The organism is Ottowia oryzae (assembly GCF_003008535.1).
In the GTDB taxonomy this organism is placed as follows: Bacteria; Pseudomonadota; Gammaproteobacteria; order Burkholderiales; family Burkholderiaceae_C; genus Ottowia; species Ottowia oryzae.
Window position 1 is genome coordinate 2,163,232 of the sequence record NZ_CP027666.1, and the last position, 21,115, is coordinate 2,184,346.

The 21,115-nt window shown below is 63.8% G+C and carries 21 protein-coding genes; 7 read left to right on the forward strand and 14 right to left on the reverse strand.

Annotated features, from left to right (window positions below):
• Positions 1-62 precede the first annotated feature (62 nt).
• Positions 63-959, forward strand: coding sequence for a LysR family transcriptional regulator (locus tag C6570_RS10040; protein ID WP_106703077.1), 897 nt, complete (start codon positions 63-65; stop codon positions 957-959).
• An 85-nt stretch (positions 960-1,044) separates the two neighbouring features.
• On the opposite strand, the gene C6570_RS10045 is transcribed toward C6570_RS10040, so the two are convergent.
• Complete coding sequence (locus C6570_RS10045; RefSeq protein ID WP_106703078.1) at positions 1,045-2,466, reverse strand: short-chain fatty acyl-CoA regulator family protein; 1,422 nt, start codon at positions 2,464-2,466, stop codon at positions 1,045-1,047.
• Positions 2,467-2,592: 126 nt separating this feature from the next.
• Between C6570_RS10045 and C6570_RS10050 the strand changes: the two genes are divergently transcribed.
• From C6570_RS10050 to C6570_RS10070, 5 genes are all read left to right on the forward strand, one after another.
• Positions 2,593-2,991, forward strand: a complete 399-nt coding sequence (locus tag C6570_RS10050; RefSeq protein WP_106703079.1) for an acyl-CoA thioesterase — start codon at positions 2,593-2,595, stop codon at positions 2,989-2,991.
• Positions 2,988-4,151 carry a bifunctional 2-methylcitrate synthase/citrate synthase gene (gene prpC, locus C6570_RS10055; RefSeq protein ID WP_106703080.1) on the forward strand — a complete coding sequence of 388 codons (1,164 nt, stop codon included), beginning with the start codon at positions 2,988-2,990 and terminating at the stop codon, positions 4,149-4,151. The genes C6570_RS10050 and prpC overlap by 4 nt, the downstream gene beginning before the upstream one ends.
• 96 nt (positions 4,152-4,247) lie before the next feature.
• On the forward strand, positions 4,248-6,899 hold the full coding sequence (gene acnD / locus C6570_RS10060; RefSeq protein ID WP_106703081.1) for a Fe/S-dependent 2-methylisocitrate dehydratase AcnD: 2,652 nt from the start codon (positions 4,248-4,250) through the stop codon (positions 6,897-6,899).
• 23 nt (positions 6,900-6,922) lie between these two features.
• Positions 6,923-8,122, forward strand: coding sequence for a 2-methylaconitate cis-trans isomerase PrpF (gene prpF / locus C6570_RS10065; RefSeq protein WP_106703082.1), 1,200 nt, complete (start codon positions 6,923-6,925; stop codon positions 8,120-8,122).
• An 82-nt stretch (positions 8,123-8,204) separates the two neighbouring features.
• Positions 8,205-9,065, forward strand: coding sequence for an isocitrate lyase/PEP mutase family protein (locus tag C6570_RS10070; protein ID WP_106703083.1), 861 nt, complete (start codon positions 8,205-8,207; stop codon positions 9,063-9,065).
• A gap of 39 nt (positions 9,066-9,104) precedes the next feature.
• Here the strand turns inward: C6570_RS10070 and C6570_RS10075 are convergent, their stop codons facing one another.
• From C6570_RS10075 to bktB, 11 genes are all read right to left on the reverse strand, one after another.
• Positions 9,105-10,370: a phospholipase D-like domain-containing protein gene (locus tag C6570_RS10075; protein WP_106703084.1), complete on the reverse strand. Its 1,266-nt coding sequence runs from the start codon at positions 10,368-10,370 to the stop codon at positions 9,105-9,107.
• 230 nt (positions 10,371-10,600) lie between these two features.
• Positions 10,601-11,563 carry a Bug family tripartite tricarboxylate transporter substrate binding protein gene (locus tag C6570_RS10080; RefSeq protein ID WP_106703085.1) on the reverse strand — a complete coding sequence of 321 codons (963 nt, stop codon included), beginning with the start codon at positions 11,561-11,563 and terminating at the stop codon, positions 10,601-10,603.
• Positions 11,564-11,762: 199 nt separating this feature from the next.
• Positions 11,763-11,996 carry a DUF3224 domain-containing protein gene (locus C6570_RS18580; RefSeq protein WP_106703086.1) on the reverse strand — a complete coding sequence of 78 codons (234 nt, stop codon included), beginning with the start codon at positions 11,994-11,996 and terminating at the stop codon, positions 11,763-11,765.
• Between the two features lie 298 nt (positions 11,997-12,294).
• Positions 12,295-13,086 (reverse strand): hypothetical protein, encoded by a 792-nt coding sequence (locus C6570_RS10090; protein ID WP_106703087.1) that lies wholly within the window; start codon positions 13,084-13,086, stop codon positions 12,295-12,297.
• A gap of 484 nt (positions 13,087-13,570) precedes the next feature.
• Positions 13,571-13,816, reverse strand: a complete 246-nt coding sequence (locus tag C6570_RS10095; RefSeq protein ID WP_106703088.1) for a DUF1010 domain-containing protein — start codon at positions 13,814-13,816, stop codon at positions 13,571-13,573.
• Between the two features lie 553 nt (positions 13,817-14,369).
• Positions 14,370-14,603 (reverse strand): DUF1010 domain-containing protein, encoded by a 234-nt coding sequence (locus C6570_RS18585; RefSeq protein WP_425437863.1) that lies wholly within the window; start codon positions 14,601-14,603, stop codon positions 14,370-14,372.
• An 81-nt stretch (positions 14,604-14,684) separates the two neighbouring features.
• Positions 14,685-14,972, reverse strand: a complete 288-nt coding sequence (locus tag C6570_RS17990) for a hypothetical protein (RefSeq protein WP_123812194.1) — start codon at positions 14,970-14,972, stop codon at positions 14,685-14,687.
• Positions 14,973-15,659: 687 nt separating this feature from the next.
• On the reverse strand, positions 15,660-15,905 hold the full coding sequence (locus C6570_RS10100; protein ID WP_106703089.1) for a DUF1010 domain-containing protein: 246 nt from the start codon (positions 15,903-15,905) through the stop codon (positions 15,660-15,662).
• A gap of 16 nt (positions 15,906-15,921) precedes the next feature.
• Positions 15,922-16,167: a DUF1010 domain-containing protein gene (locus tag C6570_RS10105; protein WP_106701887.1), complete on the reverse strand. Its 246-nt coding sequence runs from the start codon at positions 16,165-16,167 to the stop codon at positions 15,922-15,924.
• Positions 16,168-16,185: 18 nt separating this feature from the next.
• Positions 16,186-16,374: a DUF1010 domain-containing protein gene (locus C6570_RS10110; RefSeq protein ID WP_106703090.1), complete on the reverse strand. Its 189-nt coding sequence runs from the start codon at positions 16,372-16,374 to the stop codon at positions 16,186-16,188.
• Between the two features lie 501 nt (positions 16,375-16,875).
• Complete coding sequence (gene bktB, locus C6570_RS10120) at positions 16,876-18,060, reverse strand: beta-ketothiolase BktB (RefSeq protein ID WP_106703092.1); 1,185 nt, start codon at positions 18,058-18,060, stop codon at positions 16,876-16,878.
• Positions 18,061-18,227: 167 nt separating this feature from the next.
• Here bktB and ppk2 point away from each other — a divergent pair, with 167 nt between their 5' ends.
• Positions 18,228-19,133 carry a polyphosphate kinase 2 gene (gene ppk2, locus C6570_RS10125; RefSeq protein WP_245896156.1) on the forward strand — a complete coding sequence of 302 codons (906 nt, stop codon included), beginning with the start codon at positions 18,228-18,230 and terminating at the stop codon, positions 19,131-19,133.
• A 360-nt stretch (positions 19,134-19,493) separates the two neighbouring features.
• On the opposite strand, the gene C6570_RS10130 is transcribed toward ppk2, so the two are convergent.
• Together C6570_RS10130 and C6570_RS10135 are read right to left on the reverse strand one after the other, a co-directional pair.
• Complete coding sequence (locus tag C6570_RS10130) at positions 19,494-20,261, reverse strand: SDR family NAD(P)-dependent oxidoreductase (protein ID WP_106703093.1); 768 nt, start codon at positions 20,259-20,261, stop codon at positions 19,494-19,496.
• Between the two features lie 181 nt (positions 20,262-20,442).
• A complete protein-coding gene (locus tag C6570_RS10135; RefSeq protein WP_106704634.1) occupies positions 20,443-21,027 on the reverse strand; it encodes a BPSL1445 family SYLF domain-containing lipoprotein in 585 nt (194 codons plus the stop codon).
• Positions 21,028-21,115: the final 88 nt, after the last annotated feature.

The following is a 21,115-nucleotide window of genomic DNA, read 5'->3' on the forward strand; positions in this document are numbered from 1 at the left end:
AGGTAGCTCAATGCGTGAAGTAAAATGGTCAATTCTCAGCAATTCATGAAAATGGTTCATTCATGATCGAGCGCAGCCACTTGGCCATCGTGCAGGAAGTAGACCGCCGCGGCTCATTGACTGCCGCCGCCGATGTGCTGTGCCTGACGCAGTCGGCGCTCAGCCATTCCATGCGCAAGCTCGAGGATCAGCTGGGCACGCCGATCTGGCTGCGCGAGGGGCGAAGCCTGCGGCTGACGCAGGCGGGGCAGTACCTGCTGTCGGTGGCCAACCGGGTGCTGCCGCAGTTCGCGCTGGCCGAAGAGCGCATTGCCCAGTTCGCCCAAGGTGCGCGCGGCACGCTGCGTATCGGCATGGAATGCCACCCCTGCTACCAGTGGCTGCTGAAGGTGGTGGCGCCGTACCTGAGCGCGTGGCCCGACGTGGACGTGGACGTGAAGCAGAAGTTCCAGTTTGGCGGCATTGGCGCGCTGATCGGCTACGAGATCGACCTGCTGGTCACGCCCGACCCGCTGCGCCGCCCGGGCCTGCACTTTGAGCCGGTGTTCGACTACGAGCAGGTGCTGGTCGTGAACGCGCGCCACCCGCTGGCCACGCGCGCTTACGTGAAGCCGCGCGACCTGCTGAACGAAGTGCTGATCACCTACCCGGTGGAGGTAGACCGGCTGGATGTGTTCAACCAGTTCCTAACCCCCGCGGGCATCTCGCCGCGGCGCCACAAGACGATTGAGACCACCGACATCATGCTGCAGATGGTGGCCAGCGGCCGGGGCGTCGCGGCGCTGCCGCGCTGGCTGGTGCAGGAATACGCGGCGCGCATCGACGTGGTGCCCGTGCGCCTGGGCGCGCACGGCATTGCCAAGCAGATTCACCTGGGCGCGCGCGAGGGCGAGCTTGAGGTGGATTACCTGCGCGCTTTCATCGAACTGGCGCGCGCATCCAGCCACGCGGTTGCTTGAAAAAGCATAGCTGCCAGCGCAGGTGCCACCTGCGCTGGCGGCCGATTTGGTTATGAACCGTGGCGTGTGGGTGCGCTGGCGCACATCACACCTTGGCCGGGTCGGCAAACGCATAGGGCACGAAGCGGCTCTGGTTCTCATCCACCGCCAGCGCGCGGCCGATGAAGGGAAAGGCACGCTGGCGGCAGTCGGTGCGTTCACACACCTTGCAGCCCATGCCGATGGGCGTGGCCGCCTCGGTGTCGCGCAGGTCCAGCCCCTTGGAATACACCAGGCGCGGCGCGTGCCGCAGATCGCACCCCAGGCCCACTGAAAAAGTCTTGCCCGGCGCGCCGTAGCCCGGGCGCCGCTGCGATACGGTGCGCGCCACCCACAGGTAGGTGCGCCCATCGGGCATGCGCGCCATCTGCGGCACGATGCGGCCGGGCTGCGAAAACGCCTCGTACACGTTCCACAGCGGGCAGGTGCCGCCCACGCGCGAGAAGTGAAAGTGCGTGGCCGACTGCCGCTTGCTGATGTTGCCCGCGCGGTCCACCCGCACAAAGAAGAAGGGCACGCCGGGCGCGCCCGGGCGCTGCAGCGTGGACAGGCGGTGGCACACGGTCTCATAGCCCACGCCAAAGCGCTGGGCCAGCAGCTCGATGTCGTAGCGCCACTGCTCGGCCGCCTGCAGGAATTCGCCGTAGGGCAGCACCAGCGCGCCCGCCACGTAGTTGGCCAGGCCGATGCGCGCCAGGTGGCGCGAAGGCGCGTCGGTGTCAAAGGGCGGCACGTTGATCAGCGCGTCGATGGCTTGCCCCATCTCCAGCAGCGCCAGTTGCGTGGCCAGCTGAAAGGCCTGCTGGCCTTCGTCCAGCTCGCCCGACAGCGTCAGCGTGCGCGTGGCGGTGTCAAAGCTGCGCTTGCCGTCGTGGCTGCCCGCGCTGTGGCGCACGCCCACGCCGTGGGCGCTGCGCAGCCGCTCGGTCAGCCACGGCAGCAGGCCGGCGCCCGCGCGCGCCTGGGCGGCCCAGCCTTCGGCGGCGCGGTCCAGCGCGTCGAAATAGTTCTGGTGCGAAAAGAAGAAGTCGCGCACCGCCTCGAACGGCATCAGCGTGGGGGCGGGCAGATCGGCGCGGTCGTCGCCCAGCTTCAGCGCCATGGCTTCCAGCCGCGCCAGCGTGTCGGCGTGGCGGCGGTGCAGCTGCACCAGGGCGCGCGCCAGCGCCGGCATCTGCGTGGCGGTTTCCTTCAGCTCGGGCAGGGTGACGGGCTCGGGCGCGTCGGCCAGCGCTTCCTGCATGGCCGCCACCAGGCGCGCTTCTTCGTCCTCGGAAAAGTGCTGCACGTCCACGCCCAGCGCGCGGCTGATCTTCAGCAGCACCGACACCGTCAGCGGCCGCTGGTTCTGCTCCAGCTGGTTCAGGTAGCTGGGCGACAGGCCCAGCGCCTGCGCCAGCGCGATCTGCGACAGGCCGCGCTCGGCGCGCAGGCGCCGCAGCTTGACGCCCATGAAGACCTTTTTCATGCGCGTGCGGCGCGGCGGCCGGGGTTTGTGAAATTCGCAAAATTTGCAAATTCGATGCTCGACGTTCGCAAGGATTCGCCCTTTCAGTCCTTCTGTGCAACGCCTATTTTGCGTAAATTGCGAAGCATGACAAGCCCTATCGGAACCGCCGAAACGCACGAACTCGTGCTGCCCGCGATGGCCAACCACCACGGCACGCTGTTCGCCGGCGAAGGCCTGCAGCTGATGGCCAAGGCCGCCTTTCTGGCCGCGCGCAGCCGCGCGCAGTGCGAGGTGGTGATGGCGGGCGTCAGCCGCATCGATTTCATCGCGCCGATCCCCGTGGGGCACCGGCTCACGCTGCGCGCGTGGGTCAGCCGCGTGGGGCGCAGCTCCATGACGGTGTGCGTCAACGGACTGGCCGACGCGCCCGGCGTGCCCAGCGACGAAGTGTTCAAAGGGGTGTTCGACATGGTGGCCGTTGGCCGCCACGGGCGCCCCGTTCCCATCAGCCCCACCGTTCAGAACCAGGAGACCCGCCCATGACCACCGCCACCGCAGAAACCCAGGCCGCCGCCCCCAAAGCCAAGAAATCCGTGGCGCTGTCGGGCGTCACCGCCGGCAACACCGCCCTGTGCACCGTGGGCCGCACCGGCAACGATTTGCACTACCGTGGCTACGACATCCTCGACATGGCCGAGGTCTGCGAATTTGAAGAAATCGCCCACCTGCTGGTGCACGGCAAGCTGCCCACGCAGTCCGAACTGAAAGCCTACAAAACCAAGCTGAAAGCCCTGCGCGGCCTGCCCGGCAGCGTGAAAGCCGCGCTGGAGCAACTGCCCGCCGCCAGCCACCCGATGGACGTGATGCGCACCGGCGTGTCGGCCCTGGGCTGCGCGCTGCCCGAAAAAGACGACCACAACCTGCCCGGCGCGCGCGACATTGCCGACCGCCTGATGGCCAGCCTGGGCAGCATGCTGCTGTACTGGTACCACTTCAGCAATTCGGGCCGCCGCGTCGAGGTGGAAACCGACGACGATTCCATCGGCGGGCACTTCCTGCACCTGCTGCACGGCGAAAAGCCGCCGGCCGAGTGGGTGCGCGCCATGCACACCTCGCTCAACCTGTACGCCGAGCATGAATTCAACGCCAGCACCTTCACCGCCCGCGTGATCGCCGGCACGGGCAGCGACATGTATTCCAGTATCGCCGGCGCCATTGGCGCGCTGCGCGGGCCCAAGCACGGTGGCGCGAACGAGGTGGCGTTTGAAATCCAGAAGCGCTACGACAACCCGGACGAGGCCGAGGCCGACATCCGCGCCCGCGTGGAGCGCAAGGAAGTGGTGATCGGCTTTGGCCACCCCGTCTACACCATCAGCGACCCGCGCAACGTGGTCATCAAGGGCGTGGCCAAGCGCCTGTCCGACGACGCCGGTAGCACCAAGATGTACGACATCGCCGAGCGGCTGGAGAGCGTGATGTGGGAGGCCAAGAAGATGTTCCCCAACCTGGACTGGTTCAGCGCCGTCAGCTACCACATGATGGGCGTGCCCACGGCCATGTTCACGCCGCTGTTCGTCATCGCCCGCACCAGCGGCTGGGCGGCGCACGTGATCGAGCAGCGCATCGACAACAAGATCATTCGCCCCAGTGCCAACTACACCGGCCCCGAGGACCAGGCCTTCGTGCCCATCGCCCAGCGCTGAACCCGCTGCCTGCGGCGCCAGAGCCGGTTTCAAGAGAAATCGGCCGCTGGCGCCCGTTGCACCTGCGCCACCAGCTATCAAAAAAAGAGTATCACGATGACCAACGCGGCTTACCGCCAAGCACTGCCCGGCACGCAGCTGGATTATTTTGACGCCCGGGCGGCGGTCAACGCCCTGCGCCCCGGTGCCTGGGACACGCTGCCGTACACCGCCCGCGTGCACGCCGAAAACCTGGTGCGCCGCGCCGATCCCGCGCAGCTGACCGGCTACCTGACGCAGCTGATCGAGCGGCGGCGCGACCAGGACTTCCCGTGGTTCCCGGTGCGCGTGGTGTGCCACGACATCCTGGGCCAGACGGCGCTGGTCGATCTGGCGGGCTTGCGCGACGCGATTGCGAAAGAGGGGGGCGATCCGGCCGCTGTGAACCCGGTGGTGCCGGTGCAGCTCATCGTGGACCATTCTCTGGCGGTGGAGTGCGGCGGCTTCGACCCCGATGCCTTCGCCAAGAACCGCGCCATCGAGGACCGCCGCAACGAAGACCGCTTTCACTTCATCGAGTGGACGAAGAAGGCCTTCGCCAACGTGGACGTGATCCCGGCGGGCAACGGCATCATGCACCAGATCAACCTGGAGAAAATGTCGCCCGTGGTCTACGTCAAGGACGGCGTGGCCTTCCCCGACACCTGCGTGGGCACCGACAGCCACACGCCGCACGTCGATGCGCTGGGCGTGATCGCCGTGGGCGTGGGCGGGCTGGAGGCCGAGAACGTGATGCTGGGCCGCGCCTCGTGGATGCGCCTGCCGGACATCGTCGGCGTGAAGCTCACCGGCAAGCGCCAAAGCGGCATCACTGCCACCGACATGGCGCTGGCGCTGACCGAGTTCCTGCGCAAGGAAAAAGTGGTGGGCGCGTACGTCGAATTCTTCGGCGAGGGCGCCGACAGCCTGTCGATTGGCGACCGCGCCACCATCTCGAACATGTGCCCCGAGTACGGCGCCACCGCCGCGCTGTTCTACATCGACCAGCAGACGCTGGACTACCTGCGCCTGACCGACCGCAGCCCCGAGCAGGTCAAGCTGGTCGAGACCTACGCCAAGGCCGCGGGCCTGTGGGCCGACACGCTGAAGACCGCGGAATACGAACGCGTGCTGAGCTTCGATTTGTCCAGCGTGGTGCGTAACATGGCGGGGCCCAGCAACCCGCACCGGCGCCTGCCCACCACGGCGCTGGCGGAACGCGGCATTGCCGACGCAGCCAAGCTGCAGGCGGCGCGCGCCGAAGAGGCCGAGGGGCTGATGCCCGATGGCGCGGTGATCATTGCCGCCATCACCAGCTGCACCAACACCAGCAACCCGCGCAACGTGATCGCCGCCGCGCTGCTGGCGCGCAACGCCAATCGCCTGGGCCTGGTGCGCAAGCCGTGGGTGAAAAGCTCACTGGCGCCCGGCTCGAAAGCCGTGGAGCTGTATTTGAAAGAAGCGAACCTGCTGGCCGACCTGGAAAAGCTGGGCTTCGGCATCGTCGCCTTTGCCTGCACCACCTGCAACGGCATGAGCGGCGCGCTCGACCCCAAGATCCAGCAAGAGATCATCGACCGCGACCTGTACGCAACGGCCGTGCTGTCGGGCAACCGCAACTTCGACGGGCGCATCCACCCGTATGCCAAGCAGGCATTTTTGGCCAGCCCGCCGCTCGTAGTGGCGTACGCCATTGCGGGCACGGTGCGCTTCGATATAGAGAACGACGTGCTGGCGGTGGTGGATGGCAAGCCCGTTCGCCTCAAAGACATCTGGCCCAGCGACGAGGAGATCGACGCCATCGTCGCCCAGGCGGTCAAGCCTGAGCAGTTCCGCAAGGTCTACGAGCCGATGTTCGCGCTGCGCGTGGACGATGGCGAGCGCGCCGCCCCGCAGTACGACTGGCGCCCGCAATCCACCTACATCCGCCGCCCGCCGTACTGGGACACGGAAGGCGTGGGCGCGCTGGCGGCCTTTCCGCGCACGCTCAAGGGCATGCGCCCGCTGGCCCTGCTGCCCGACAACATCACCACCGACCACCTGTCGCCGTCCAACGCCATCCTGCTGGACAGCGCCGCGGGCGAGTACCTGCACAAGATGGGATTGCCGGAGGAGGACTTCAACTCCTACGCCACGCACCGCGGCGACCACCTGACCGCGATGCGCGCCACCTTCGCCAACCCGCAACTGGTCAATGAAATGGCCGTGGTCGATGGGCAGGTGAAGAAGGGATCGCTCGCGCGCATCGAGCCCGAGGGCAAGGTGGTGCGCATGTGGGAGGCCATTGAGGCGTACCTGAATCGCCGCCAGCCGCTGATCATCATCGCCGGGGCCGACTACGGCCAGGGGTCGAGCCGCGACTGGGCCGCCAAGGGCGTGCGCCTGGCGGGCGTGGAGACCGTGGTGGCCGAGGGCTTTGAGCGCATTCACCGCACCAACCTGATCGGCATGGGCGTGCTGCCGCTGGAGTTCTTGCCCGGCACCACGCGCCTGACGCTCGGCCTGGACGGCACCGAAACCTACGATGTGGAAGGCGAACGCACGCCGCGCGCCACGCTGCAACTGCTTATCCACCGCCGCAGCGGCCAGACCGAGCGCGTGCCCGTGCTCTGCCGGCTGGACACCGCCGAAGAAGTGCAGGTGTACGAGGCCGGGGGCGTGTTGCAACGCTTCGCGCAGGATTTCCTTGCGCAGAGTTCTGATCAAAATCCGGCGCTGGCGCGCGTCTGACCAGCGCTGGCAGCTATCACAATATGAGCAAAGCACCGCAGACCAAGATACCCGCCACCTACATGCGTGGCGGCACCAGCAAGGGCGTTTTCTTCCGCCTGGCGGATTTGCCCGCCGCCGCGCAACAGCCCGGTGCGGCGCGCGACAGGCTGCTGCAGCGCGTGATCGGCAGCCCGGACCCGTACGGCAAGCAGATCGACGGCATGGGCGCGGCCACCTCGTCCACCAGCAAGGCGGTGATCGTTAGCCCCAGCACGCGGGCCGACCACGACGTGGACTACCTGTTTGGCCAGGTCGCCATCGACCGCGACTTTGTGGACTGGTCGGGCAACTGCGGCAACCTGTCGGCGGCCGTGGGGCCGTTCGCCATCGCCAACGGCCTGATCGACGCGGCCAAGGTGCCCGCCAACGGCACCTGCACCGTGCGCATCTGGCAGGCCAATATTGGCAAGACCATCGTCGCGCACGTGCCCATCACCAACGGGCAGGTGCAGGAAACGGGCGATTTCGAGCTGGACGGCGTCACCTTCCCGGCCGCCGAGGTGGCGCTGGAATTCATCGACCCCGCCGATGAAGGCGAAGGCGAGGGCGGTGTCGCGATGTTCCCCACCGGTCACTTGGTCGATCAGCTTGAAGTGCCCGGCGTGGGCAGCTTCCAGGCCACGCTGATCAACGCGGGCATTCCCACCATCTTCTTGAACGCCGCCGACCTCGGCTACGCCGGCACCGAATTGCAGCCCGCCATCAACGGCGACCCGGCTGCGCTGGCGCGCTTTGAAACCATCCGCGCCTGGGGCGCCGTGAAGATGGGCTTGATCCACGACGTGGCCGAGGCCGCCAAGCGCCAGCACACGCCCAAGATCGCCTTCGTCGCGCCACCGGCCAACTACATGGCGTCCAGCGGCAAGCCCGTGCAGGCGGCCGACATCGACCTGCTGGTGCGTGCGTTGTCCATGGGCCAGCTGCACCACGCCATGATGGGCACGGCCGCGGTGGCCATCGGCACGGCGGCGGCCATTCCCGGCACGCTGGTCAACCTGGCGGCCGGCGGCGGGCAACGCAGCGCGGTGCGCTTTGGCCACCCCAGCGGCACCTTGCGCGTAGGCGCCGAAGCCTCGCAGGTCAACGGCCAATGGGCCGTGACCAAGGCGCTGATGAGTCGCAGCGCCCGCGTGCTGATGAGCGGCTGGGTGCATGTGCCGCTGGATACGGCGTCTGCCTGATTGCTGCGTATTTGATAGCTGCTGGCGCTTGTTTCACCAGCGCCAGAGACTGATTGACTTGATAAAGATAGGTTGCAAAGCCATGTCCCCTCGCAAGAAGCTGAAAGAACTGGTGCAAGCGCGCCGCGGCGTGATCGTGCCCGGCGCGTTCAACGCGCTGTCCGCCAAGGTCATCGAAGACCTGGGGTTTGAGGCCATCTACGTCACCGGCGCGGGCGTCACCAACATGTGGTTCGGCATGCCCGACCAAGGCTTCATGGGCCTGGCCGAAATCGCCGACCACACCGCCCGCATCCGCGACGCGGTGAACGTGCCGTTGCTGGTGGATGCCGACACGGGCTTTGGCAACGCGCTGAACGTGATCCACACCGTGCGCACGCTGGAACGCGCGGGCGCCGACTGCATCCAGCTGGAAGACCAGGTGGCGCCCAAGCGCTGCGGCCACTTCAGCGGCAAGGAAGTGATCAGCACCGAAGAGGCGGTCAACAAGATCAAGGCCGCCGTGGATGCACGCCGCGACGCAGACCTGATGATCATGGCCCGCACCGACGCGGCCGCCACGCTGGGCTTCGAGGCGGCGGTGGAGCGCGCCCAGAAGTTCGCCGAGGCGGGCGCCGACATCCTGTTCGTCGAAGCGGTGACGCAGGCCGAAGAAGTGCGCGCGCTGCCCCAGCGGCTGCCGCAGCCGCAGCTGATGAACATGGTGATCGGCGGGCGCACGCCGATCTTCAACGCCCAGCAGCTGGGCGAGCTGGGCTACGGCATCGTGCTATACGCCAACGCCGCGCTGCAAGGCGCGGTGATGGGCATGCAAAAGGCCTTGACGGTGCTGCGCGATGAGAAGGAAGTGCAAGAGGCCAGCGGCCTGGTCACGCCCTTTGCCGAGCGCCAGCGCCTGGTGGGCAAGCCCGAGTGGGACGCGCTGGAAAAGCGCTACACCTGAGTCGGCCAACGGCGGGGCGCTGAATGCCCGCCGCCGCCATCAAAGCTGCGACTTGATGGGCAGCACGAAGCGCTCCAGCAGCTTTTCGCGCAGCGGGCGCGCGGCCCAGGCTTCGTAGGTGTAGGCGCGGGTCTGGGCCAGGTCTTTTTCAAACTCGCGCGTCATTCTGGCGGCGAGTTCGCGGTCGTACACGTTCAGGCTGGCTTCGTCGTTCAGCCGAAAGGATCGCACGTCGAAGTTGGTGGAACCCACCGAGACCATCTCGCTGTCGACGATCAGCAGCTTGTTGTGCATCATCGTCGGCGTGTATTCGTGGATGGCCACGCCCGCTTGCAGCAGCGGCCCCCATTCGGCCTTGGAGGCCAAACGAACCGCTTCGGAATCGATGTGCTCGCCCGGCACGATGATGCGGATGCGCACACCGCGCTGGCGCGCCGCCAGCAGCGCCTTGATGACCAGCTCGTCCGGCACGAAGTAGGCAGCCTCCAGGTCGATCGTGTGCTCGGCGGCGGCCACCGCCATCAACACCATCAGGTGCATGCTTTCGCTGCCGCCCGCAGGTGAGGCGATGAACAGATGCGCGTCGGCGTCGCCGGCGCGCTGCAGCGGCGGGAAGTAATCGGGCCCGTGCAGCACTTCGCCCGTGGCCTTGATCCAGTTGTCATTGAAGGCCGCCTGAAACTGCGCCACCGCCGGGCCTGTCAGCTCGAAGTGCATGTCGCGCCAGTGCTCGGGGTCTTCGGCGTGGCCGTCCCATTGGTCGGCAATGCCCACACCGCCCGTGAAGGCCACGGCGCCGTCCACGATCAGCAGCTTGCGGTGCGTGCGGTTGTTCATGCGCGCGATGTTGTACCAGTGCAGCGGGCGGTAGCGGTGCACGCGCACGCCGGCATCCTTCATGCGCTGCACCAGTTGGTCGTCCATCTTCAGGCTGCCCATCCAGTCCAGCATGACCGAGACCTTGACGCCCGCCCGCGCGCGCTCGGCCAGCGCCTCGCTCATCTTTTCGCCAATCTCGCCCGACCAGTAGATGTAGGTCTCGAACGTGATGGTTTTCTGCGCCGCCCGGATCGCGGCCAGCATGGCCGGGAAAATCTCTTTGCCGTTTTGCAGGTCGCGCACGCGGTTGCCGCCGAGGATGGCGGGGCCCAGCATCACGCCCATCTCACGGCGAAACTGCGGGTCGGCCACGGCATAGCGATGCTCGATCTTGCGTTCCAGCTTCTTCTCAGGCGTGGCGAAATTCATCGCCACAGCCACCGTGATCAGGGTGACGGCGGCGGTGGTGACAATGGTCAGAACCATGGCGAAAGGGCTGTGTGTGACAAGGTGTGAGCAGGTTAGTGCGCCCGCTTTGCCGATGGCGTAGGACGGTTTCGCCGCCATTGCGGTGGCGCGCGGTTCTGATCCCGACGGCCGACGCCCGCGCCTTCGGCGGCCCCACAAAAAAGCCCGGCAAGGGCCGGGCTGATCGCGGTGCGGCCGCGGCGGCGGGTGAATGTGCCCCCGCCGCTGCCGCTAAGTGCTGGCGGCGATCACTCGATCTTCACGCCCGCGTCGCGCACGATTTTTCCCCATTGGTGGTAGTCGCTGTTGACCTGCTTGCCGAAGGCTTCGGCCGTCATGGCCTGCGGCTCGGCGCCCTGGTCGTGAATGGCTTTTTGCATCTCGGGCGTGGCCAGCAGCTTGTTGACGGCGGCGTTCATCGTGCGCACCTGCGCCTGGGGCGTGCCCGCGGGCATCAGCAGGCCGTACCAGGTGCTGACGTCAAAGCCTTTGTAGCCGCTTTCGGCCACCGTGGGCACATCGGGCAGCGTGCTGCTGCGCTTGGCAGACGTCACGGCCAGCGGCCGCAGCTTGCCCGACTTGACCTGCGCCATGGCCGAAGGCACCGAAGACACCAGCAAATCCACGTTGCCGGCCAGCGCATCCAGCAGCGCCGGGTTAGAGCCCTTGTACGGCACGTGCCGCAGCTTGATGCCCGCGGCCTTCTCGAACTGGTCGCCCGCCAGGTGGATGGTGGTGCCGTTGCCGGGTGAGCCGTAGGTGATCGTGTCGGGTGCGGCCTTTGCGGCGGCCACCACGTCGGCCAGGGTCTTGTACTTGCTGTTGGCGCTGGTGGCGATGATCACCGGCGCCCAGGCCACGTGCGCCACGGCCACGAAGTCTTTGGTGGGGTTCCACGGCAGGTTCTTGTACAGCCAGGGGCCGACGACCAGGTTGTCCTTCTGGCCCATCACCATGTCGTAGCCATCGGGTTTGGCGCGGGCGGCTTCGGTGATGCCCAGCGTGCCGCCCGCACCGGCGCGGTTGTCGGGCACCACGGTCCATTTGTTCGCCTCGGTCAGCTTCTGCGCCACCAGGCGGCCCAGGATGTCCGTGCCCCCGCCGGGCGGGAAGGGGATGACCATGCGGATGGGCTTGTCAGGGTAGCTTTGCGCCTGGGCGGCGGTGGCGAGCAGGCCGATGGCCAGCACAGAGGCGAACTTGCGCAGCATGCGAAACGATCTCCGGGAATGGAATGCAAAACGCCAATGGTAGCGCCCAGGTGGCACTGCCCTGCGGGGGCTAACCCTGTAGGTGAACTGAGCATTCAATGGGCAGTTGGCGCAGGCGCCACCAGCGCTGGCAGCTATCAAAAATATAGAAGTAGACCTGCCGCTCAGCGCACATGCTAAGGCCGCGTGTCACTCGCGTTCAATGCGATGGCAGGCAGCGCACGCTGCTACCAGAAAGAGGGCTGCCGGCGCACGGTCTACCCCACCAGGGAGCAGGACAGAAAGACGACGCTCCTTTTGTGGCCTGGAGGGTCTCGGTGACCCACTCGATAGCCACATAGCCCGCTGAGCCCTTGATGGGTGTGAGGGCCGTGAGCATTTCACCTTTGCCGAAGGCGACAAGATCACCCTCGAACCGCTTGTCGAGCGACATGAACCGCCCCGGCCTCCGCGAAAGCCGGGGCGGTTCAGAGCCCCCGGCGCGCGTCTTTCATCAGGGTTTGCTGTCAGCAGAATAGGCAGCGCAATGACCGTTTGTAGTCCGCTCTGGACAACCCGCAAGCCGTTGATCTTGCTTGTAGTTCTCCGGGTTGATGGGTCAGGCGCTCGCCAACTGCTTCGGCGGGATTCCACGGCGCTAGCCATTCCAACACGGTTCCTTTGCGGCCCAACGTTCAAGGTCAGGGACGCTGCGCGACGCTTTATCTCACAGCGTCCCGTGCACCGCAGGGTTAGCCTTTGCCGATTGAAACGGTAATGTTTTCACTCTGCTTGATGATTTTGTAACTTTTTTTTCCTTCGCGGAAATATGCATTATTAGGTGTAAGCAATAGTAGCTTTCCTTCATAAATTATCTTGTCGGGGTTGTCGGTGCTGAAGACTTTTGCATGAACTCCACCGCCCACATTGAAGTTGATAAGGCCAATTCGTACTAGGTCGGCCGTGATGTCCGCATTAAGTGCGGGAATTGTGGCGCTAAGCACAATAAATGCGACAGAAGGCACCCAGTTGATAACTTTCTTGATGAGATTGGCACCAAGAAATGAAGTGATAGCCCATACGAGAATAAAACCGATAAGACTAAACGAAAGTACACGTATCTCGTGATTAGTCTCGCTGCCAAATGCATAGAAAATCGCATGCATAAAAACAGAAAGGGCCAGCATAAGGTAAGTCAGCCATCTGTACATGTTGTAGTCCTTCCGGTCGGGCTTCGTGTACGCAATGCAAGCCTTCTTGCCTAGGAGGAGAAAACCCCATAGATAGAACGCTGTAACCAACAGCAGCACAAGAAGCACAACTAGGAAAGTCTTTAAGCCAAAAACACCATCAGAGAAGAAGTCATACGAAAAGAACTTCTCATGCAGCATGTAGATAATGAAAAAGTATGTCGGGAGGAAGGTTAGCCACATTCCAGTGGTAATGCTCACCAGCACCCGGATTGCAATGGCACCAAGCGACGGAACTTCAGGCGCAATGTCCGGAACGTAGTTGTAAAGCCGCTTTTTCCAATCGATGTGCATAGTGTGAAGGCTAAGGCTTGAGTTCAGCCGCCGCCGTAGACGGTCGGCTGCGACGAAATGTTAGGCAACATACTTCCGCGCATTTCTATATGGATCCAGTAAGTGTATATGCTCTTTGTAGCGATATAAACAAAATTGCCCATGCCAAGGGTGCTTGATTTTCTGCTTCCGTTGCAGGAATAATCCATGTTTCTGGGTTCGTGCTTATGTCATTGAAAGTCCTGTGCCAAAATAACATGAACACCAGATTGTTGTGCGTAGCATGGTTTTCATTCCCCATGCTCCACTTGCCGCCGGCACGAATGGCCTTCACTGATATTTCTTATATTTTTCCTGGCGGAGCCTTGGACAAAATATCGATTGTCTTAGCGTTTCCTGGCGTGAGGGCAGGCTGATGTCCCAAACGATGCAATATTTCTATTGCATGGAACTCGCCTGCCATTCCTGTCGCATGTCCGGTCGTGCCCATTGCGTGACCTCTTGCCTAATGGCCAAGGTAAGCGGCCCGCAGAATGCGGGTCCGCTTGACCGCAGAGTTAGACCCGAAGGCCAGAAGGGAGCGCCCAACCATGAAGAAGGGCGCGGCCCACAAAAAAGCGCTGCGCCACGGAAGCGGCGCAGCGCTGCAAGGATGATAGCTGGTAGCGCTGGGCTGGCAAGCGCTAGAGGCCAAAAAGGCTTGGAAAACCTTAGAGAAATGCGAAGCGCTGGAATAAATAGCGGCCTGCATAAAGTAAATGAGGGGACTAACGGCCAAGCTAAGCGGCTTGCCGTAGGCAAGTCCGCTTGAGCGGCAGGTTAGGTGGCACTCGCTGCCGTTGGACTAACTCTCCCTGTCGCTACCGAAATGCGCAAGACAAGCAACGTGACGACGGGAAGAATCAGAAGAGACGCATTTCCCGGGGGCACGCCGGCAAACAGGGTGGTAGTAGGAACTGCAAGCGACACAAGCCGAAAGGGCAGCATGACAAGGGGAGGAGCATGCCCATTCGTGTTAAAGAGAATGAGCATGCCTAACGCGTTGAATAAATGCACGCCCGCAACAGCGCCCACGCACCAAGACAATAGCGCAGGCAGCCGACGCCAAACTGCAAGAACAACTGCAGCTACGAGGCAACCAGCAGCCATGAGCGAGAGCATGAGGACGGTGCGAGTTTGGCCCATGTGCTCAATGTATTTGTACCCGCCAATCAACCGCGCGATGAGTGAAATGCCGGACAGCCAACCAACCGCCAGACAAGCCCAGATAGCAGAAAGAAAGTAGCGCATAGATCTTGTGGCACCTAACGGACGAGGTAAGCGGCTTGCCGTAGGCAAGTCCGCTTGACCGCCGGGTTAGACCCAGCAGCTGAAACAAGCAGGCTTTGCAAGCGCACAATGCTACCAAGAAGAGAGCTGCGTGCGCAGGTGGTACCTGCGCTGGCGGCCAAAACTGCCCCGAAATGGCGAAGCCCCGCGAGCCGTGCCACACCGAGCGGCACAACGCTGGAGAGGCTGAATGTGGCTGGAATAGGCATAGGGTTTAAATATGCCAGAACTGAGCGGACTAACGATAAAGCTAAGCGGCTGGCCGAAGACCAGTCCGCTTGAGCGCAGGGTTAGACGAAACCGACGTGTTCACCACCAACACGTTCGATAGCATGACTATCCACTGCGATGGCGTGCACTTCAGTCTCGCCACTTCCACGCGGAAAATATAAGCAAACCCAAACTTGGCCGTCTTCATACACATCGAAAACTGTCACTTCTGTTTCAAGCATTGATGAAACATCTACATGCTCGGATCCTGTGAGGCGTTTGAGGATCGAAGGACGAATGTCAAACAGACGAACCTTATCGCCAATTTCAACAACCACTCCGTTTCGATCAAGGCCAGGACGAGTCATGAGTTCTAACGTTTGACTTAAGCGGCGCTGTCAGGCGTCCGCTTGAAGGAGGGGGTAGGCACCGACTGCGTGCGTTGCCATTGACGTGCAAGGGCACGCGCTCGATGCCTCACACCTTGCGAGAACGGCTTCGAAGTAATGGCTTCTAGCGCCGCAGCCAGCTCTGCGTCGAGCGGTGCGCCTTGCTCTAGCCAGCCAATGGCCAGACCTGCCCAATATTCAGTGGGCCAAGTAAGCCCCATGAGCACCGTATCACGAACCTCCGCTTCCGGTAGTTCGCGCAAGGCGAAAGACGCTTCGAGATGGGTAACGAGCCGTTGGTCCATAGGCGCCTAACGTTGAAGCTGAGCCGCGAGCGGCGGCTTGCCGACGCGAGTCGGCTCGAGGGACTGGTTAGGCAGCATCGTGCCTCCATACTTCGGTGCCAATAGGGACTTGCTCCTTCGTGACACCGGAGAGGATGCAGCCCCATTGCCTTGCGATATGGGGTGGCGGCGGCGGTGACTGGTGGAAGTGCTGAAGGGAAGCTCGTGCGTTAAGCACTGCTCCATCGGGAAGCCGCAGTTCAACCGGAATGTCTGCACCACCCGCTACTTCGGACCTTAACGGCCCGGGCACTACGACCAACCCTCGGCCTGTGACCAGGAATGTGTCCTCGATCTTCGTGAGACGCTGCATTCTTGCTGCCTAACGGCCAAGGTAAGCGGCCCGCAGAATGCGGGTCCGCTTGACCGCAAAGTTAGACCCGAAGGCCAAAAGGAAGCGCCCGGACTTGGACAAGGGCGCAGCCCACGAAAAAGCGCTGGGCCACGAAAGCGGCGCAGTACTGCAAGAATGATAGCTGGTGGCGCTTGCTGCACAAGCGCTGGAGGCCAAAAAGGCTTGGAAGCCTTTGGAACAGGGCCGAGCGCTGAAATAAGTGGCTTCGCGCATAGAGCGGGTGATGGGACTAACGGCCAAGGTAAGCGGCCCGCAGAATGCGGGTCCGCTTGAGCGCAGAGTTAGACCCGAAGGCCAAAAGGAAGCGCCCGGACTTGGACAAGGGCGCAGCCCACGAGAAAGCGCTGGGCCAGGGAAGCGGCGCAGCGCTGCAAGAATGATAGCTGGTGGCGCTTGCTACAAAGGCGCTGGAGGCCAAAGGGGCTTGAAAGCCTTTGGAGCAGGGCCAAGCGCTGGAACAAGTGGCTGCGCGCATAAAGAGGGGGTGATGGGACTAACGGCCCAGATAAGCCGACCGCCGCAGGCGGGTCGGCTTGAGCGCAGAGTTAGACCCGAAGGCCAGAAGGGAGCGCTTGGACTTGGAGAAGGGCGCAGCCCGCGAAAAAGCGCTGTGCCACGGAAGCGGCGCAGCGCTGCAAGAATGATAGCTGGTGGCGCTCGCTGCACAAGCGCTGGAGGCCAAAAGGCTTCAAAAGCCTTTGAGGAATGCGAAGCGCTGGGATAAATAGCGGCCTGCATGAAGTAAATGAGGGGACTAACGAACGAGGTAAGCCGGCCGCCGAAGGCGGATCGGCTTGACCGCCGGGTTAGACCCGACGGGGTTTGAAAAAGCGCTGCGCACCCGCGAAACGCTACCAAAGAAAGAGCTGCTAGCGCACGCGGGACGGGCGCTAGAGGCCAAAAAGGGCTTGAAACCCGCGCAGTGATTGCAGGCGAAGCCCGGCGCAACGGCCAAACCCCAAAGGCCGAACCTTTGCGATGGGCAAAACGCTGGAATAAATGCGGGCCTGCATAAATGGATTTTGGAGCGGGCTAACTAGAATTAGACGACGGCCAGAGTGGGGCCGTCGGTCGGATAAGCACGTTTGGCCGCCAAAACCCCCACACAACCCAGTCGATCAGTCATTTAGGCAAACCTAAAAACGACGGATGGACGGCGGGGGTGATGGGGTCCTACGGCGACTTACATCCGCTCAAAAATTGCCGCAATGCCCTGGCCACCCCCAATGCACATGGTGACCAGTGCATATTTGCCGCCGGTGCGGTGCAATTCGTAGATCGCCTTGACAGTAATAACGCCGCCCGTGGCGCCGATGGGGTGGCCGAGCGAAATGCCCGAGCCGTTGGGGTTGACCTTGGCCGGGTCGGCGCCCAGGCCTTTGGTGACGGCGCAGGCTTGGGCGGCGAAGGCTTCGTTGGCTTCGATCACGTCCATCTGGTCCAGCTTCAGGCCGGTCTTGGCCAGCACGGCTTTCGATGCCGGGATGGGGCCGATGCCCATGATCTTGGGCTCGACGCCCGCCAGCGCGTAGCCGACCAGGCGGGCCATGGGCTTGGCGCCGCGCGCCTGGGCGGCGGCGGCTTCCATCAGCACCACGGCGGCGGCGGCGTCGTTGATGCCCGAGGCGTTGGCGGCGGTGACGGTGCCGTTTTCCTTCACGAAGACGGGCTTCATCTTCTGGAAGTCTTCCAGCTTGGCGCCGGGGCGGAAGTGCTCGTCTTTCTCGAACGCGACTTCGCCTTTCCTGCTTTTCAGCATGACGGGCACGATCTGGCCCTTGAAGCGGTCTTCGGCCCAGGCCTGTTCGGCGCGGCGGTGGCTTTCCAGCGCCAGCGCGTCCTGGTCTTCGCGGGTGATGGTGTATTCCTTGGCCACGTTTTCGGCTGTCACACCCATGTGGATGGTGTGGAAGGGGTCGTGCAGGGCGCCGACCATCATGTCGACCAGCTTGGTGTCGCCCATGCGGGCGCCCCAGCGGTTGGTGAGGTTGGCGTAGGGCGCGCGGCTCATGACCTCGCACCCGCCGCCGATGGCCACGTCGTAGTCGCCCAGCAGAATGCCCTGGCTGGCGCTGACGATGGCCTGCAGGCCCGAGCCGCACAGGCGGTTGACGTTGAACGCGGGCGTTTCCTTGGCGCAACCACCGTTGATGGCGGCCACGCGCGACAGGTACATGTCGCGCGGCTCGGTGTTGACGACGTGGCCGAAGACGACCTGGCCGACTTCATTGCCTTCCACCTGCGCGCGAGCCAGGGCTTCCTTGACGACGATGGCGCCCAGATCGACGGGGGCAATGTCTTTCAGGCTGCCGCCATAGGTTCCGATGGCGGTGCGCACTCCGCTGACGACGACGACTTCACGGGCCATTTTGCTATCTCCTCGTTGGGGTGGGTAAAGGTGAAAATTCAACGCAACCAGTATGCACCGACTCGGCCGGGTGGCGCCTGGGATCAGCCGCCCATGTGACTGTCACGATGTGGTCATAAATCCGTCTTACGCTCGCGCGCTGGACAAGATGCGCTGAAAGGCCTCAAGTGAGTGACGATGAACTGATCCGCCGCCTGCGGGGCGATCTGCTGGATGGCTTCGATGAAGAGCTGGAGATGGAGCTGGAAGACCGCAACATCGACCAGCTGGCCGGGGTGCTGACGGATGGCGACGATTACAAGAACGCCCGCCAGCACTACTTTCGCGAACTGTTTCGCCTGCAGGGCGAGCTGGTCAAGCTGCAGGACTGGGTGGCCACCACCAAACGCAAGGTGGTCATCCTGTTTGAAGGGCGCGACGCGGCCGGCAAGGGCGGCGTGATCAAGCGCATCACCCAGCGGCTTAACCCGCGCGTGGCTCGCGTGGTGGCGCTGCCCGCGCCCAACGACCGCGAAAAAACGCAGTGGTACTTTCAGCGCTACGTGCCGCACCTGCCTGCGGGCGGCGAGATGGTGCTGTTCGACCGCAGCTGGTACAACCGCGCGGGCGTTGAGCGCGTCATGGGCTTTTGCACCGACGATGAGCTGGAAGAGTTCTTCCGCAGCGTGCCCGAGTTTGAGAAGATGCTGGTGCGGTCGGGCATCGTGCTGATCAAGTACTGGTTCTCGATCTCGGACGAAGAGCAGCACCTGCGCTTTCTGGGCCGCATTCACGACCCGCTCAAGCAGTGGAAGCTCAGCCCCATGGACCTGGAAAGCCGCCGGCGCTGGGAGGATTACACCGGCGCCAAGGAAGACATGCTGCACCGCACCAACATCGCGGAAGCGCCTTGGTGGGTGGTGCCGGCCGACGACAAGAAAGCCGCGCGCCTGAACTGCATCAGCCACCTGCTGTCGCAGTTGCCCTACCACGAGACACCGCGGCCCGAAGTGGTACTGCCCGCGCGCGAGCGGCACGAAGATTACGTGCGCCACCCGGTGCCGCAAAGCATGATCGTGCCGCAGCTGTACTGATAAGAATCCGCCCTCAAAAATATAAGAACCGTTCGGGCTGAGCCTGGCCTGTCCTGAGCTTGTCGAAGGGTCGAAGCCCTGCGCGGTGCATGCACTTCGACAAGCTCAGTGCGAACGGTTTCTGACGGATTGAACGCAATGGGGTATGAGAGCGGATGAGCGTTGACCGCAGGGCGCGTCAGGTGCCCGGCGGCCTGGATCCTTCGGCCGCAGTCGAGCGGCGCAGTTTTTGAATTAAAAGTGCCTTCAGCGCCCATGGATAGAGCGCGGGTAGCTATTTATTCAATAGCAGATGCCAAGTCTGCACGCGTGCCCTGAACCGAGGCGCGCGGGCTGAGAAAGGGCCGCGGACGCCGATGCTTACGCCTGCCGCACGTCCGCCACAGGCTCGCTGGCGAAGTCGGCGCGCGCCAGATAGGCCAGCACGCGGCGGGCGGCCTCTTCGGGCGAGGTGAGTTGCCCGCTTTGCTTGAGCTGCTCGAAGCTCGCCCTGTCGGGGAAAGCCGCCGCGTCGGCGCCGCGCAGGTGCACCTGCATGTCGGTGTCGATCACGCCGGGCGCCAGAGAGCACACCTTCGCGCCGTTCGGCAGCTGCGCCTCGTCCAGTGCCAGACAGCGTGTGAAATGGTCCATCCCTGCCTTGGCCGCGCAATAGGCGGACTGCGAGGCCATCGCCTTGCGGCCCAGGCCGGAAGAAATGTTGAGCACCTTGCGCTGCGCAGGCCAGTACCGCGTGGCGTTCAGGAATGCGGAGGCCAGCAATATGGGCGCTTCCAGTCCCACGCGCAGGGCGTTGCCCAGATCCGCCAGGCGGCTGTCGCGCAGCGGCACGATGGGCGGAATGGCGCCCGCGTTGTTGATCAGCGTGGCCGTTGCGAACCGGTTTGGCGAGATGTCGCCCAGCCAGCCGCGCAGGTGCGTGGCGGCGGCAGTGCCGTCGGTCAGGTCGGTGGACCACTGCGTGAGTGCGGCGCCCGCGCTGGCCGCGAGTGGTGCCAGATCGCCGTTCACGCGGCGCGACAGCGTCAGAACGACGTTGCCGGGGGCAAGCAATTGGCGCGCCATGGCCAGGCCCATGCCGCGCGATGCGCCGGTCAGGATGTAGATGTGCTCTTTTGCGCTCGTCATGGTCGGGCAATCTACCAAATTCGCGTGATGCAGCATGTCCAACAGAGTCCGAAGCTTCAAAACGACCCAAGCCGCACGCGGCGGCTTGGGTCGTTTTGAGGGTGCTCAGGCCGTCACCAGCCTCTTTCTTGCCTCGGATGCACCTGGCGCGCACAAGGCGCGCCGGGCGGCAGGCGCAGCCTTACAGACTGATCTGCGTTATTTTGGCGGCGCCGACGGCAGCGCCGGCTTCCAGGCCGACGTTGGTCAGGATGAAGCTGCTCACGGCCTGCTTCATGGTTTCGGTGTCGACGGAGCCATTGGCGCCGATCTTGCCCACGGCCACGGTGGCGTCAGCGCCGGCCGTCCAGCCCTTGCTGTTCTTGAATTTTTCCAGCGCTTCACGTGTGTTGAACACGTAGATCACAGCCTTGGATTGGCCACCGGCCTGGAAGCCGATAGAACCTGCAGTCGTGCTGTAGTAACCGGTGGTGCGGCCACCTTCGCGCAGTGCGCCACGACCATATTCGGCGCCGACGACGAACGAGCCGCCGACCACCGACGGGAACACCAGCGTGCCCGCGGCGCGCTGCAGCATTTCACGCGAGCCCGGCACCGTGGTGTACAGGCGCGACAGCGTGGCGTCCACGTTTTTGTCCATGGCGGCGCGTTCGCTGGGGCCAGAGGCCTCAGAGCCGGCGGGCGTGGTCGTGCAGCCGATCATGGCAACGCTGCCCAGGCCCACAGCAATGGCCAGACCGATGGAGCGGAGTTGGAGCTTGTTCATTTTCATGGTTCCTCTTTCTTTCTGTACAAAGGCTTATTCAACGGCGCCACTTTAGGCCCGCGCCCCGGCCAAAGGCGTAGGACAGATG